The sequence below is a fragment of the Mycobacterium sp. E1715 genome, from assembly GCF_001667625.1.
Taxonomy (GTDB): domain Bacteria; phylum Actinomycetota; class Actinomycetes; order Mycobacteriales; family Mycobacteriaceae; genus Mycobacterium.
The window spans coordinates 1-14105 of the sequence record NZ_LZJJ01000071.1; the positions used below are offsets into that span (position 1 = coordinate 1).

Here is a 14105-nt window from a genome sequence, read left to right on the forward strand (position 1 = left end):
AGCGACTCTTCGAGGATGGCATCGCTGTCCGGCGCGATGATCAGCGTCAGCACCCGGCCCATCGTCACGGCGCCGACCTTTTCCCGCAGTTCGTCGAGCTTCTTGTTGACCGCGGTGGTGGTGGTGTCCGGCATGTCGATGATCAAGGGCGCCCCTCCTCAGCGTTCTGCATCGTCGTCGGCGCGGATCATTTAGGGCCGCCGCCATTCGCGCCCGGTCCGTCGCAGCATCTCGAACGCCGACTCCGGGCCCCAGGTGCCGGCCTCGTACGGCTCGGGTTTACCGTCGGAAGCCCAGTTATCCAGCACGGGATCCAATATCTCCCAAGCCAATTCGACCTCTTCGTTGACGGGGAACAGGGAGGGCTCGCCCAGCAGTACGTCGAGGATCAGCTGTTCGTAGGCCTCCGGTGACTCCTCGGCGAACGCCGAGCCGTAGGAGAAGTCCATGTTGACGTCGCGGACCTCCATCGCGGTTCCCGGCACCTTGGAACCGAACCGCAGCGTGATGCCCTCGTCTGGCTGCACCCGGATGACCATCGCGTTGGCGCCCAGCTCGTCGGTCATGGTGGCATCGAACGGCAGGTGCGGGGCACGCTTGAAGACCAGGGCGATCTCGGTGACCCTGCGGCCCAGCCGTTTTCCGGTCCGCAGATAGAACGGGACGCCGGCCCAGCGGCGGGTGTCCACCTCCAGCGTGATGGCCGCGAACGTCTCGGTGGTGGAGTCCTTGGCGAACCCCTCCTCGTCGAGCAGCCCGACGACCTTCTCGCCGCCCTGCCAGCCACCGGTGTACTGGCCGCGGCTGGTGGTCTCGTCCAGCGGCTGGGCCAGTTGGGTCGCCGAGAGCACCTTGATCTTCTCGGTCTGCAACGCCGACGGGTTGAAGCTGACCGGCTCTTCCATGGCGGTGAGCGCCAGCAGCTGCATCAGGTGGTTCTGGATGACGTCGCGGGCGGCCCCGATGCCGTCGTAATATCCCGCGCGCCCGCCCAATCCGATGTCCTCGGCCATCGTGATCTGCACATGGTCCACATAGTGCGCGTTCCAGATCGGGTCGAACAACTGGTTGGCGAAGCGCAACGCCAGGATGTTGCGCACGGTCTCCTTGCCGAGGTAGTGGTCGATGCGGAACACCGCCTCCTCCGGGAAGACGGCGTTGACCGCGTGGTTGAGGGCCTGCGCGCTCTCCAGGTCGTGTCCGAAGGGTTTCTCGATGACCACCCGGCTCCAGCGGTCGCCCTGCGGGCGCGCCAACCCGGACTTGTGCAGCTGATCGCACACCACCGGGAAGGACTTCGGCGGGATCGCCAGGTAGAACGCGTGGTTGCCGCCGGTGCCCCGCTCGGCGTCCAGCTTGTCCAGGGTTTCGGCCAGCCGGCCGAACGACGCATCATCGTCGAAAGATCCTGGGACGAAGCGGAATCCCTCGGCCAGCCGTTCCCAGTTCTCCTCTCGAAAGGGGGTGCGGCAGTGGTCCTTGACGGCCTGGTAGACGACCTTGCGGAAGTCCTGGGTTTCCCAGTCCCGGCGCGCGAATCCCACCAGCGAGAAGCTCGGCGGCAGCAGCCCGCGGTTGGCCAGGTCGTAGATGGCCGGCATCACCTTCTTGCGGGCGAGATCCCCGGTGACGCCGAAGATCACCATGCCACAGGGGCCGGCGATCCTCGGCAGCCGTTTGTCGCGCTTGTCCCGTAACGGGTTATGCCATTGTTCAGCGGTGCGAGCCGGACTCATTTCGAGGCGGAACCCAGCTGCTTCTGTGTCTCCTCCAGCAGCTCGGTCCACGACTCCACGAACTTCTCCACGCCCTCGTTCTCCAGCACGACGAACACGTCGGTCAGGTCGACCCCGACTCCGGCCAGCTTGTCGAACAGTTCCTGGGCCGAGGAAGCGGTGCCGGTGACGGTGTCACCCTTGATCTCGCCGTGGTCGGCCACGGCGTCAATCGTCTTCTCCGGCATGGTGTTCACCGTGTTCGGCGCGACCAGCTCGGTGACGTACAGGGTGTCGGAGTAGTCGGGGTTCTTGACCCCGGTCGACGCCCACAGCGGACGCTGCACGCGGGCCCCGCTGCCCTTGAGCGCCTCGTAGCGGTCGCCGCCCTCGAAGATTTCCTGGTAGGCCGCGTAGGCCAGCCGGGCGTTGGCCACCCCGGCCTGCCCGCGCAGAGCGAGCGCCTCCTCCGAGCCGATCTTCTCCAAGCGCTTGTCCACCTCGGTATCCACGCGCGACACGAAAAACGATGCGACGGAATGGATCTTGGACAGGTCGTGTCCCGCCTCGCGCGCCTTCTCCAGGCCGGCCAGGTAGGCGTCCATCACCTGGCGGTGCCGCTCGACGGAGAAGATGAGGGTGACGTTGACCGAGATCCCTTCGGCGAGAACGGCGGTGATCGCCGGAATTCCGGCCTTGGTCGCCGGGATCTTGATGAACAGGTTGGGGCGGTCGACGATCTTCCACAGCTCGACGGCCTGTGCGGTGGTCTTGTCGGTCTCGGCGGCCAGGCGCGGATCGACCTCGATGGAGACCCGGCCGTCGACGCCGTCGGAGGCTTCCCACTGCGGCCGCAGCACATCGCAGGCGTTGCGGACATCGTCGGTGGTGACCGTGCGGATCGTGGCGTCCACGTCGGCGCCGCGCTCCGCCAATTCGGAGATCTGGTCGTTGTAGGTGTCGCTGTCGGCGAGCGCCTTCTGGAAGATCGACGGGTTGGTCGTCACGCCCACAACGCTTTTGGTGTCGATGAGCTCCTTCAGGTTGCCCGACTGCAACCTCTCGCGCGACAGGTCGTCCAGCCACACGGATACGCCCGCGGCGGACAGCGCCGCGAGGTTAGGGTTCTGAGTCATGTGAATCACCCTTTCTCAGTTGTCCACTACCTGTTCCGCGGCGGCCGCGACGGCTTCTGCGGTGAAACCGAATTCACGGAACAAAGTCTTGTAGTCGGCGGATTCGCCATAGTGCTCGATCGAGACGATGCGGCCGGTGTCGCCGACGAGCTTGTGCCAGGACTGCGCGACGCCCGCCTCGACGGCCACCCGGGCCGACACCGACGGGGGGAGCACGCTGTCGCGGTAGTCCTCGGGCTGCGACTCGAACCATTCCACGCACGGCATCGACACCACCCGCGCGACAATGTCCTTGTCGGCCAACAACTTCTGGGCGTCCACTGCGAGCTGGACCTCAGAGCCGGTGGCGATCAGCACGACGTCGGGATCCTCGGCCCCCTCGTCGCCCAGGATGTAGCCACCCCGGGCCACGCCCTCGATGTTGGTGCCCTCGAGGATCGGCACGCCCTGGCGGGTCAGAATCAGCCCGACGGGACCGCTGCCGTTGGCGCGGGCCAGGATGGTGCGCCAGGCGTACGCGGTCTCGTTGGCGTCGGCGGGCCGCACCACCGACAGCTTGGGGATGGCGCGCAGCGCCGCGAGGTGTTCGATTGGCTGGTGGGTCGGGCCGTCCTCGCCGAGGCCGATCGAATCGTGCGTCCACACGTAGATGGTGTCGATGTCCATCAGCGCGGCCAGTCGCACCGCCGGACGCATGTAGTCGGAGAACTGCAGGAACGTGCCGCCGTAGGCGCGGGTCGGTCCGTGCAGCACGATGCCGGACAGGATGGCCGCCATCGCGTGCTCGCGCACGCCGAAGTGCAGCGTTCGGCCGTACCAGTGCGCGGTGTAGTCCTTCGTCGAAATCGACGGCGGGCCAAACGAATCCACGCCCTTCATGGTGGTGTTGTTGCTGCCCGCGAGGTCGGCCGAGCCGCCCCACAACTCCGGCAGTTTCGGGCCCAGCGCGGACAGCACCTCACCGGACGCGGCCCGGGTGGCCAACGCCTTGTCGCCCGGTTCCCAGCGCGGAATGTCGGCGTCCCAGCCGTCGGGCAATTCCTCGGCGGTCAACCGGTCCAGCAGCGCCTTGCGGTCGGGTTCGCGCTGCGCCCAGGCGTCGAAGTCCGCCTGCCACTTCTCGTGCGCTTCCTTGCCCCGGTCCACCAGCTTCCGGGTGTGGGCGATGACTTCGTCGCGCACCTCGAAGTTCTTGCCCGGGTCGAAGCCCAGGATCTCCTTGACGGCAGCGACCTCCTCGTCGCCCAGCGCCGCTCCGTGCGCCTTGCCCGTGTTCATCAACTTCGGCGCCGGGAAGCCGATGATGGTGCGCAGCTCGATGAACGACGGCCGGTCGGTGACGGCCTTGGCGTTGGCGATGGCCTCCTCGATGCCGACCACGTTCTCGCCGCCCTCGACCCTCTGCACGTGCCAGCCATAGGCCTCGTAGCGCGCGGCGGTGTCCTCGCACAGCGCGATGTTGGTGTCGTCCTCGATCGAGATCTGGTTGTGGTCGTAGAAGACGATCAGGTTGCCCAGCTGCTGGACGGCGGCCAGCGACGAGGCTTCCGAGGTGACACCCTCCTCGATGTCGCCGTCGGAGGCGATCACGTAGATGAAGTGGTCGAACGGGCTGGTGCCCGGGGCGGCGTCCGGGTCGAACAGCCCGCGTTCGTAGCGCGAGGCCATCGCCATGCCCACCGCCGAGGCCAGACCCTGGCCGAGCGGACCCGTGGTGATCTCAACACCCTTGGTGTGCCGGAACTCCGGGTGTCCGGGCGTCTTGGATCCCCACGTGCGCAGCGACTCGATGTCGGACAGCTCCAGGCCGAACCCACCGAGGTAGAGCTGGATGTACAGCGTCAGGCTGCTGTGCCCGCAGGACAGCACGAAGCGGTCGCGCCCCAGCCAGTAGGTGTCGCTCGGATCGTGGCGCATCGTTCGCTGGAAGAGCGTGTACGCCAGCGGAGCCAGGCTCATCGCCGTTCCGGGATGTCCGTTGCCGACCTTTTGCACCGCGTCTGCGGCCAGCACCCGAATCGTGTCGACGGCGGCCGAGTCGATCTCGGACCAGTCGTCGGGGAGGTGCGGTTGGGTCAGCGTAGAGATCTCTTCGAGTGTGGTCACAGACTCAGTCCTTGGGGTCATCGAGCTGATCAATCCCACCCTAGTGCGGGAGGGCCGGCTCTTGCAGTGCTGGATTTCGGGTACCCGCCGCCGGCTGATGTGAAAATTACGCGGTGGGCGTCGACCCGTAACATTCAGTTCGGAAATCTGGGAGGAGTCTCCCGTGATTGGACCCTGCGGGCAGACCGTCACCGGTCCGCGGTCTACCATCGTGCGTAGTAGATGCTGCGCGCAGCTGCGACCCCAAGGAGTTATTGCGTGAGCGTTCGCGGGCGCGTCGCCCCGAGCCAGATGCCGAGCCGAGTACAGGGCACGGTGCTGGCGTACTTGGCGCTGACCAAGCCGAGGGTCATCGAGCTGCTGCTCGTCACCACCATTCCGGCCATGTTGCTCGCCCACCGCGGCACCGTGAACCCGCTGCTGATCCTCAACACGCTGGTCGGCGGGATGCTGGCCGCCGCGGGCGCCAACACGCTCAACTGCGTGGCCGACGCCGACATCGACAAGGTGATGAAGCGCACGGCACGCCGGCCGTTGGCCCGGGCCGCGGTCCCGCGCAGCCATGCGCTGGTGTTCGGGTTGGCGCTGTCGGTGGGGTCGTTCTTCTGGCTGTGGTGGACGACGAACATGTTGTCGGCGCACCTGGCCAGCGCCACCATCGCCTTCTACGTGCTGGTCTACACGCTGCTGCTCAAGCGCCGCACGTCGCAGAACGTCGTGTGGGGCGGCGCGGCCGGCTGCATGCCCGTGATGATCGGCTGGTCGGCGGTAACCGGCACCATCGGCTGGCCGGCACTGGTGATGTTCGCGATCATCTTCTTCTGGACGCCGCCGCACACCTGGGCGCTGGCCATGCGCTACAAGGAGGACTACAAGGCGGCCGGTGTGCCGATGCTGCCCGCCGTGGCCACCGAGCGCCAGGTCACCAAGCAGATCCTGATCTATACCTGGCTGACGGTGGCGGCGACGCTGGCGCTGGCGCTGGCCACCGGCTGGCTGTACGCGGCCGTCGCCTTGGTCGCCGGGGTGTGGTTCCTGGCGATGGCCCACCAGCTGCACGCCGGGGTGCGCGCCGGCGAGCCGGTCAAGCCGCTGCGGTTGTTCCTGCAATCGAACAACTATCTGGCGGTGGTGTTCTGCGCGTTGGCGGTCGACTCGGTGATCGCGCTGCCGCACCTGTTCTGACGCTCGCGATCCCGCCACACCACAAGCCCGACCCGTCGCCCCCGAAGCGTGGCCTTCGAGTGGCACAGTGCCGCATGCCTCCGGCGGCGGGGCGGCTGTGGCCGCTGTGACAGCGATCAGGGCAGCAGCACGATCGAGCCGGTCGTCTTGCGGCCCTGCAGATCCTGGTGGGCGCGGGTCGCTTCGGCCAGCGGATAGCGGCCGCCGACTTCGATGGTGATCCCCCCGCCGGCGATCGCGTCGAACAATTCCTCTGCGCGCCAGCTGAATTCCTGGCCGGTGCGAATGAAGTGGGCCAGCGACGGCCGGGTCAGGAACACCGAGCCCGCGGCGTTGAGGCGCTGCGGATCGAACGGCGGAACGGGCCCGCTGGCCGCGCCGAACAGCGCCAGCGTGCCCCGCACCGCCAGGCTGGCCAGGCTGGCGTCGAAGGTGGTGGCGCCGACGCCGTCGTACACGGCCTCGACGCCGGCGCCGTCGGTGAGCCCGCGGATCTGCCGGCCGAAGTCGTCCGCGTCGTCGGGATAGGACAGCACCTCGTCGGCGCCGGCCTGCCGGGACAGCCGGGCCTTCTCCGGCGTGGAGACCGTGGTGATGACCCGCGCGCCGAGCAGATGCGCCCATTGCGTCAGGATCAGCCCGACCCCGCCCGCTCCGGCATGCACCAGCACGGTGTCGCCCGCCTGTACCGGATACACCGACTTCAACAGGTAGTGCGCGGTCAGGCCCTTCAGCAGCACCGACGCGGCCACGTCCGAGGTGACGCCGTCCGGCACGTGTGCCGTCAAAAACGCTGGGGCCGTGGCGTACTCGGCGTAGCCGCCGGCCGCCGACGCGCTGACCACCCGCTCGCCGACGCGAAAGCCCTCCACGCCGTCACCGGTCGCCTCGACGGTGCCGCACAATTCGGAACCGAGGATGAACGGCAGCTCGCGCGGGTACTGCCCCGAGCGGAAGTAGGTGTCGATGTAGTTGACGCCGATCGCCTCGGCCTTGATCAGCACCTCGCCGGGCCCGGGCGTGGGCCGGGGTGCGTCGACGTAGCGCAGCACCTCGGGGCCGCCGGTTTCGCTGACTTCGATTGCGTGCATGTGCTTATCATGCCCGGGCATGAAACTCGCCCGTCCGGACATCTTCCATCCCCGCATCGTGTTGGCGGGCGGTCCGCGCCATCCCGACGACGCCGGCTTGGTGCCCGCGCTGCGCACCCGCGGGCTGCACGCCCGCTGGCTGTCCTGGGACGATCCCGAGACCCTCGACGCCGACCTGGTGATTTTGCGCGCCCCCGCGGACCGGAGTGACGAGTTCCTCGGCTGGACGCGGCGGGTGCGCCACCTGCTCAACCCGCCGGACGCGGTCGCTTGGAACCTCGATGAGCGGTATCTGCGCGACCTGGAGGCCGGCGGGGTGCCGACGCTCGCGGGCGGAACGGCGCGGGCGGCGTTGATCTTTCTCGGCGGCAAGCAATCACACGCCTGGCCGGTCGAGCCGGACGACGAGCCGTGGGACCTCGGGTACGCCGCGCTGGCGGCCGCCGCCGAGCGCACCGGAATCGCCGTCCGCGACCTCCTGTACGCGCGCGCCGAGGTCGCCGAGGGGCGGCTGGTGGGACTCGACCTCGTCGCGCCGTCGCTGGGCTGGCGGCAGCTGGGCGCCGACGACCGCGAGCGCGCCCAGCGCGACTTCGCGGTGGCCGTGGAGTCAGCCTGCGAGCGGCTCGGCCTCGGCCCGCTCTCGCATCGACGCCCATAGCGCGGCGGTGGCGGCCGTGCAGGCGGCGGCCCCGGCCACGTGCAGGGCGACCAGCGCGGCGGGTACGCCGGTGAAGTACTGCGCGGTGCCGACGGCGGCCTGCGCGCACACCAGGGCGAGCAGCACGATCAGCCGCCGCAGGATCGGCCGGGCGGCGCGCACCGCCAGCAGCCCGAAGCCCAGCCCGACCAGCAGCGCGAGGTAGGCGACCAGCAGCGAGGAGTGGGCATGGACCAGGGTGTCGACCGCGACCTTCAGCCGGGGGACGGTCCGGGTGGGGCTGCGGTCACCCGCGTGCGGCCCGGCGGCCGTCACCAACGTGCCCGTGACGAGCACCGCGGCCAGGTCCAACCCGATCAGTGCCGTCAGGGCGCGCAGCGGCCGGGGGACCCGCCGGCGCAGCACGCCGTCGTCGGGCTCGCTGATCTTGACGTAGAGCAGCACCGACAGCCACACCATCGTCATCGAGGTGAGCAGGTGGATCGCGACCGTCCACCACAGCAGGCCGGTGCGCACGGTGATGCCGCCGATGACCGCCTGCACCACCGTCGACACCGGCATCAGCCACGCGTAGACGAGGACCTCGGTCCGGCGCCGGGCCCGGATCACGGCCAGCACCGCCAGCGCCGCGGCGACGACCACCGCGAAGGTGATCATGCGATTGCCGAATTCGACCGCCTGGTGGATGCGCGGCACCTCGGCGTGGGCGACAGGGGTGAAGCTGCCCGGGAAGCACTGCGGCCAGGTGGGGCAGCCCAGGCCCGACGCCGTGACGCGGACGATCGCCCCGGTGACGGCGATACCGCCCTGGGTGAGGATGACGGCCGCGGCGAGGAGGCGCTGGACGCGCACGCTGGGATTGGGGAGCAGGTCCACCAGCCGCATCAGCGTTCGTCCCACGGGCATGGCCCGATGGTAGGCCAAGCAAAACTACGTCCTGTAGTAAGCCCTGGCGTCGCGAGACGTAAACGACGCACACCCGACGCGGCGTGTCGTGTGCGTGGTTTATGTGTCGTGAGCGCGCCGCGGCGATCTCACCCGCGTCAGGTGATTGCGTCAGGTGAAGCGGAACCAGCGCAGCGCCGCCAGCGCCGCGACCGCGCCCCACGCCGCCAGGACGGCGATGCCGAACCAGTCCACCGACAGGACCATCGCCCGCGACAGGGCCTCGGTGAGCGCACCCGAGGGGGTGAGCCGGGCCGCCCACTTGACCCCGGTCGGGATCATCCCGCTCTCGACGGTCAGTGCCCCGAGCCCGGCGAAAACGAACCACAACAGGTTGGCCACCGCCAGCACGATTTCGGCCCGCAGCGTGCCGCCGAGCAGCAGCCCGAGCGCGGCGAAGCCGGCCGTGCCCAGCGCGATGACCGCTGCGCCCAACGCCAACGCGGCCAACGCTGGACGCCAGCCCAGCGCAAACCCGATGGCGCCCAACAGGATTGCCTGCAGGAACACGACAGTGACCACGGCCAGCGACTTGCCGGCGATGATGCCCCAGACCGGCAGCGGGGTCGCGCCCAACCGCTTGAGCGCGCCGTAGCGGCGGTCGAAGGCGACCGCGATGGCCTGTCCGGTGAACGCGGTCGAGATCACCGCGAGGGCCATGATGGCCGGGACGAAGGTGGCGGCGCGGTTGTGGCCGAAGGAGCCGAACGGCAAGAGTGTCAACCCGACCAGCAGCGTGATCGGGATGAACATGGTCAGCAGCAGCTGCTCGCCGTTGCGCAACAGCAGCTTGAGCTCCAGCCCGAATTGCGCGGCCAGCATCCGCGGCACGGCGTTCGGCCTGGGGTCGGGGGTGAAGGTTCCCGCCGGGAAGACGTTCGATTGGGTCTTGTCCAGTTTCAAGGCCGCAACTTCCTGCCGGTGAGGTCGAGGAACACGTCCTCGAGGCTGCGCTGCTCGACGCGCATGTCGGTGGCCAGCACGTCGATCCGCGCGCACCACGCGGTGACGGTGGCCAGCACCTGCGGATCGACCGGACCCTCGACCAGGTACTCGCCGGGCGTCACCTCCGAGGCCTTGTAGTCCTCCGGCAGCGCGGCGGTCAGCAGCGACAGGTCGAGCCGTGGCGGCGCCGTGAACCGGAGCTCGTCCTTGGCGCCCGCGCGCATCAGCTCGGTCGGCGTGCCGGCGGCGACGGTCGCGCCGTGGTCGATGATGACCAGCCGATCGGCGAGTTCCTCGGCCTCCTTGAGCTGGTGTGTCGTCAGCAGCACCGTCACGCCGTCGCGGCGCAGCGCGTCGATCAGCTCCCAGACCAGCAGCCGGGCGTGTGCGTCCATGCCCGCCGTCGGTTCGTCGAGGAAGACCAGCTCGGGCCGGCCGACCAGAGCGCAGGCCAGCGCGAGCCGCTGTTGCTGGCCGCCGGAGAGCCGCCGGTAGGTGGTACGGGCGGCGTCGGTGAGGCCCAGGGTGTCCAGCAGCCACGCCGGGTCCAGCGGGTCGGCGGCGTACGAGGCGACCAGGTTCAGCATTTCGCTGGCCCGCGCGGACGGGTACCCGCCGCCGCCCTGCAGCATCACGCCGATGCGGGTGCGCAGGCGGGCGTTGTCGGCGATCGGGTCCAGGCCGAGCACCTCGATGGTGCCGGCGTCCGGGCGCACGAAGCCCTCGCACATCTCGACCGTCGTGGTCTTTCCCGCGCCGTTGGGACCCAGCAGGGCCAGCACTTCGGCGGCATGCACCTCGAGGTCGAGATCGGCGACCGCCGTGGTGGATCCGTAGCGCTTGCTCACCCCGCGCAGCCGCACGACCGTTTCAGGAACGTCCGAGCTCACGAGCGCCGCTCTCCCCCGCAAGCGGGTGGGGTCCCCACTGCATCGTCGTCGGCGCGGCTCACGTGGAATCAGCGTAGGCGTCAGGCACCGCGGCCGGGCGCGGGGTCTCAGCGGTCGTGGGCGCCGGCGCCGTTTCGGCCGTCGTCCCTTGCGGTTCGGCGCTGTCGGCCGGGAGTCGCCGCCACGGCAGCCGGGTGTAGGTCACCGCGATGAGCACCGCCACGATCACGGTGCTGGCCAGGGTCGCGTCCACGATCTGGAACAGCGCGAAGCGGTCGCCGTTGGCGGTCGGCCCGAAGATGCCGACGACCAGGGTGATGACGATGACCGCGATGCGGAAACCGCTGCGGGTGGCCCAGGCGGCGAGCGGGATGATCGCCCAGAGCAGATACCAGGGCTGCACGACGGGGAACAGCAGCACCGTGACGCCGAGCGCCACGCCCAGGCCGCCGATCGGATGCAACCGGCCGCGGAAGACGGCCACCAACAACCAGCCGACCATCACCGTGATGATCAGCACGCCGATGGCGCGGGTGAGCCCCAGCACCGCGGTGGTGTGGTCGCCCAGCCCCAGCAGGATGCCCACCTGCCCGGTGCCCAGGGCGAGCAGCGTCGGCGGCGACATCCAGCTGCGCACGACGTTGGCGGTGCCCAGCGTGTAGATCCAGCCGAAACCGAGGCCGCTGGCCCAGCCGACGAGCGCCATCACCGCCAGCGACAGCGCGCTCATCGCGCCGCCCGCCAGCAGCAGCGCCCGCAGGTTGCCCCCGCATCGGTACGCCAGCGCCATCGTGACGAAGCCGAGCGCCAGCAGCGACGGCAGCTTGACCTGTGACGACAGCACGATCAGGACCGCCCCGGCCAGCAGCATGCCGAGCGGTTCCCAGTCGGGACCGGGCCGCCAGGAGGCCGGGAACAGCCGCGGCGAGTCGATGCCGCGCAGCGCGAACTCGGCGCCGGCCAGCATCAGCCCGAGCATCAGTGCCTCGTTGTGAACGCCGGCGACCAGATGCATGATGAGCAGCGGATTGGCCGCGCCCAGCCACAGCGCGCTGACCTCCGCGACGCCGCAGCGCCGCGCCAGCCGCGGGGTCGCCCACACGATCAGGCCCACGCCGACCAGCTCGACCAGCCGGTGGCACAGCACGGCGGCGACGATGTTCTCCCCGGTGATGGCCGAGATGCCGCGCCCGATCCACAAGAAGAGCGGGCCGTAGGGCGCCGGCGTCTCCCGCCACAGTGTCGGGACCGACAGCGTGAAGACGTGGGACAGGCCGAGCCCGGACGCCGGCCCCACCCGATACGGGTCGAGCCCCTCGAGGGAGATCTGGCTCTGGGCCAGGTAGGAGTAGACGTCTTTGCTGTACATCGGCGGGGCGATCAGCAGCGGCAGCGTCCACAGCAGCAGGGTGCGGTCCAGGTCGCCGCGGGACATCCGCCTGCTGCCCAGGGCGAACCGTCCGAGCATCAGCCAGGCCAGCGCCATCATGACCGCGCCGGTGGTCGTCATCGTCAGGGACACGGTCTGGATCCGGGACGGCAGGTTGAGCAACCGCACCCCGAAGGTCGGGTCCTGGACCACGGGCCGGGCGCCTGCGCCCAGCGCGCCGATGGCCATCAGGATGGTGCCGGTCGCACCGAAGAGGCGGGTGCGCTGCAGCGCGGTGAGCTCGGTATCGTTCAGCGGCGTGCCCACCGCCTGCTCGTCGCCATGCAGGCTGGCGATCGACGAGCTCAGCACGTGGTGGCGGGCTGCCATCAGAGCAGCGTAACCGTCGGGGTCACCGGGCTCGCCTGCCAACCCGGCGGCGATCGCGAGCGCGGCGCCGCGTTGTATCGAATGTGACCAGTGCAACGCCCGCGCAGGGGACCCTTGGTAGACCGATCCCCGGAATTGCGTCACACTGGTGTTGTGAAAATCCGAACCGGCCTCGATGACGCCGCCGTCGGCGCGGCGATGCCGGATGGCCACACCCGCCGCGCGATCGTGCGCCTGCTGGTGGAGTCCGGATCGATCACCGCCGGCGAGATCGGTGACCGGCTCGGGCTGGCGGCCGCCGGCGTGCGACGCCACCTCGACGCCCTGATCGAAGCGGGGGACGCCGAGTCGGTGCCCGCCGCGTCCTGGCAGCAGGTCGGTCGCGGGCGTCCCGCCAAGCGGTTCCGGCTCACCGCGGGGGGCCGCGCCAAGCTCGAGCACGCCTACGACGACCTGGCGGCGGCCGCCATGCGGCAGTTGCGGGAAATCGGCGGTGAGGACGCCGTCCGCACGTTCGCCCGGCAACGGATCGATTCGATCCTGGCCGGCGTACCGTCGGCCGAGGGCGACGACGACGCCGAAGTCGAGGCGGCCGCGGAGCGGGTGGCCGGCGCGCTGACCAAGGCCGGTTACGTCGCCACCACGACGCGGGTCGGCGGCCCGATCCACGGCGTGCAGATCTGCCAGCACCACTGCCCGGTGTCGCACGTCGCCGAGGAGTTCCCGGAACTGTGTGAAGCCGAGCAGCAGGCCATGGCCGAGGTGCTCGGAACCCACGTGCAGCGGTTGGCGACCATCGTCAACGGCAACTGCGCCTGCACCACCCACGTACCTCTTACCCCGGCGCCCAGCCCGCGTCGCGACACCACGAGCATCGAAGGAGCGTCGTTATGACCCTCACGCCAGAGGCCCAGAAGGCCATAACAGAGCCGTTGACCCAGGAGCAGGCGATCGCGTCGCTGGGCCGCTACGGCTATGGCTGGTCGGACTCCGACGTCGCCGGAGCCAGCGCCCAGCGCGGGCTGTCCGAGGCGGTGGTCCGCGACATCTCGGCGAAGAAGAACGAGCCGGAATGGATGCTGCAGACCCGGCTGAAGGCGCTGCGCATCTTCGACCGCAAGCCGATGCCCAACTGGGGCTCGGACCTGAGCGGCATCGACTTCGACAACATCAAGTACTTCGTGCGGTCGACCGAGAAGCAGGCGGCCTCATGGGATGACTTGCCGGAGGACATCCGGAATACGTACGACCGCTTGGGAATTCCCGAGGCCGAGAAGCAGCGGCTGGTCGCCGGGGTGGCCGCCCAGTACGAGTCCGAGGTGGTGTACCACCAGATCCGCGAGGACCTGGAGTCCCAGGGCGTCATCTTCCTCGACACCGACACCGGCCTGCGGGAACACCCCGAGCTCTTCCAGCAGTACTTCGGCACCGTGATCCCGGCCGGGGACAACAAGTTCTCCGCGTTGAACACCGCGGTGTGGAGCGGTGGGTCCTTCATCTACGTTCCGCCGGGCGTGCACGTCGACGATGATCAGGGTCCGCTCGAACTGGCCCATGTTCTCCGTATTGATCCGGAAGTAGGCCTGCAGCGGGATGTCGACGTGCACGCCCGGCGGAACGTAGATGAAGGACCCACCGCTCCACACCGCGGTGTTCAACGCGGAGAACTTGT

At 69.3% G+C, this 14105-nt stretch carries 11 protein-coding genes and 2 pseudogenes; 4 read left to right on the top strand and 9 right to left on the bottom strand.

Annotated features, from left to right (window positions below):
* From A9X03_RS29005 to tkt, 4 genes and pseudogenes are all read right to left on the bottom strand, one after another.
* A pseudogene (locus A9X03_RS29005) lies at positions 1-146 on the bottom strand (oxidoreductase); the annotation flags it as partial.
* Between the two features lie 45 nt (positions 147-191).
* Positions 192-1736, bottom strand: a complete 1545-nt coding sequence (gene zwf, locus A9X03_RS03985) for a glucose-6-phosphate dehydrogenase (protein ID WP_068016171.1) — start codon at positions 1734-1736, stop codon at positions 192-194.
* The gene (gene tal, locus A9X03_RS03990) at positions 1733-2851 is read right to left on the bottom strand and encodes a transaldolase (protein WP_067753048.1); all 1119 of its coding nucleotides are present in this window, start codon (positions 2849-2851) and stop codon (positions 1733-1735) included. The genes zwf and tal overlap by 4 nt, the downstream gene beginning before the upstream one ends.
* Before the next feature lie 15 nt (positions 2852-2866).
* Positions 2867-4957 carry a transketolase gene (gene tkt / locus A9X03_RS03995; protein WP_068259783.1) on the bottom strand — a complete coding sequence of 697 codons (2091 nt, stop codon included), beginning with the start codon at positions 4955-4957 and terminating at the stop codon, positions 2867-2869.
* A gap of 258 nt (positions 4958-5215) precedes the next feature.
* Here tkt and A9X03_RS04000 point away from each other — a divergent pair, with 258 nt between their 5' ends.
* Positions 5216-6142 carry a heme o synthase gene (locus A9X03_RS04000; protein WP_068259786.1) on the top strand — a complete coding sequence of 309 codons (927 nt, stop codon included), beginning with the start codon at positions 5216-5218 and terminating at the stop codon, positions 6140-6142.
* Between the two features lie 116 nt (positions 6143-6258).
* Here A9X03_RS04000 and A9X03_RS04005 read toward each other — a convergent pair whose 3' ends face one another.
* The gene (locus tag A9X03_RS04005) at positions 6259-7233 is read right to left on the bottom strand and encodes a quinone oxidoreductase (RefSeq protein WP_068259789.1); all 975 of its coding nucleotides are present in this window, start codon (positions 7231-7233) and stop codon (positions 6259-6261) included.
* 19 nt (positions 7234-7252) lie between these two features.
* Between A9X03_RS04005 and A9X03_RS04010 the strand changes: the two genes are divergently transcribed.
* The gene (locus A9X03_RS04010) at positions 7253-7894 is read left to right on the top strand and encodes a hypothetical protein (protein ID WP_068259791.1); all 642 of its coding nucleotides are present in this window, start codon (positions 7253-7255) and stop codon (positions 7892-7894) included.
* Here A9X03_RS04010 and A9X03_RS04015 read toward each other — a convergent pair.
* The 4 genes from A9X03_RS04015 to mptB form a co-directional block, all read right to left on the bottom strand.
* Positions 7844-8779: a heme A synthase gene (locus A9X03_RS04015; protein ID WP_197504967.1), complete on the bottom strand. Its 936-nt coding sequence runs from the start codon at positions 8777-8779 to the stop codon at positions 7844-7846. The genes A9X03_RS04010 and A9X03_RS04015 overlap by 51 nt on opposite strands.
* A 171-nt stretch (positions 8780-8950) precedes the next feature.
* On the bottom strand, positions 8951-9661 hold the full coding sequence (locus A9X03_RS04020) for an ABC transporter permease (protein ID WP_231968974.1): 711 nt from the start codon (positions 9659-9661) through the stop codon (positions 8951-8953).
* Between the two features lie 77 nt (positions 9662-9738).
* The gene (locus tag A9X03_RS04025; protein ID WP_156670053.1) at positions 9739-10674 is read right to left on the bottom strand and encodes an ABC transporter ATP-binding protein; all 936 of its coding nucleotides are present in this window, start codon (positions 10672-10674) and stop codon (positions 9739-9741) included.
* A 58-nt stretch (positions 10675-10732) separates the two neighbouring features.
* Positions 10733-12433 (bottom strand): polyprenol phosphomannose-dependent alpha 1,6 mannosyltransferase MptB, encoded by a 1701-nt coding sequence (gene mptB / locus A9X03_RS04030; RefSeq protein ID WP_068259797.1) that lies wholly within the window; start codon positions 12431-12433, stop codon positions 10733-10735.
* Positions 12434-12586: 153 nt separating this feature from the next.
* On the opposite strand from mptB, the gene A9X03_RS04035 reads away from it, so the two are divergent.
* Positions 12587-13327: a metalloregulator ArsR/SmtB family transcription factor gene (locus A9X03_RS04035; protein WP_067753079.1), complete on the top strand. Its 741-nt coding sequence runs from the start codon at positions 12587-12589 to the stop codon at positions 13325-13327.
* Positions 13324-14105, top strand: a pseudogene (locus A9X03_RS04040) (Fe-S cluster assembly protein SufB); the annotation flags it as partial. The gene A9X03_RS04035 and the pseudogene A9X03_RS04040, both read left to right, overlap by 4 nt.

Excerpts from the sequence above, each read along its gene's own strand:
- mptB (WP_068259797.1), bottom strand. The coding sequence starts at position 12,433 with ATGGCAGCCCGCCACCACGTGCTGAGCTCGTCGATCGCCAGCCTGCAT.
- A9X03_RS04005 (WP_068259789.1), bottom strand. The coding sequence starts at position 7,233 with ATGCACGCAATCGAAGTCAGCGAAACCGGCGGCCCCGAGGTGCTGCGC.
- A9X03_RS04010 (WP_068259791.1), top strand. The coding sequence starts at position 7,253 with ATGAAACTCGCCCGTCCGGACATCTTCCATCCCCGCATCGTGTTGGCG.
- A9X03_RS04020 (WP_231968974.1), bottom strand. The coding sequence starts at position 9,661 with ATGCTGGCCGCGCAATTCGGGCTGGAGCTCAAGCTGCTGTTGCGCAAC.
- tal (WP_067753048.1), bottom strand. The coding sequence starts at position 2,851 with ATGACTCAGAACCCTAACCTCGCGGCGCTGTCCGCCGCGGGCGTATCC.
- zwf (WP_068016171.1), bottom strand. The coding sequence starts at position 1,736 with ATGAGTCCGGCTCGCACCGCTGAACAATGGCATAACCCGTTACGGGAC.
- A9X03_RS04015 (WP_197504967.1), bottom strand. The coding sequence starts at position 8,779 with ATGCGGCTGGTGGACCTGCTCCCCAATCCCAGCGTGCGCGTCCAGCGC.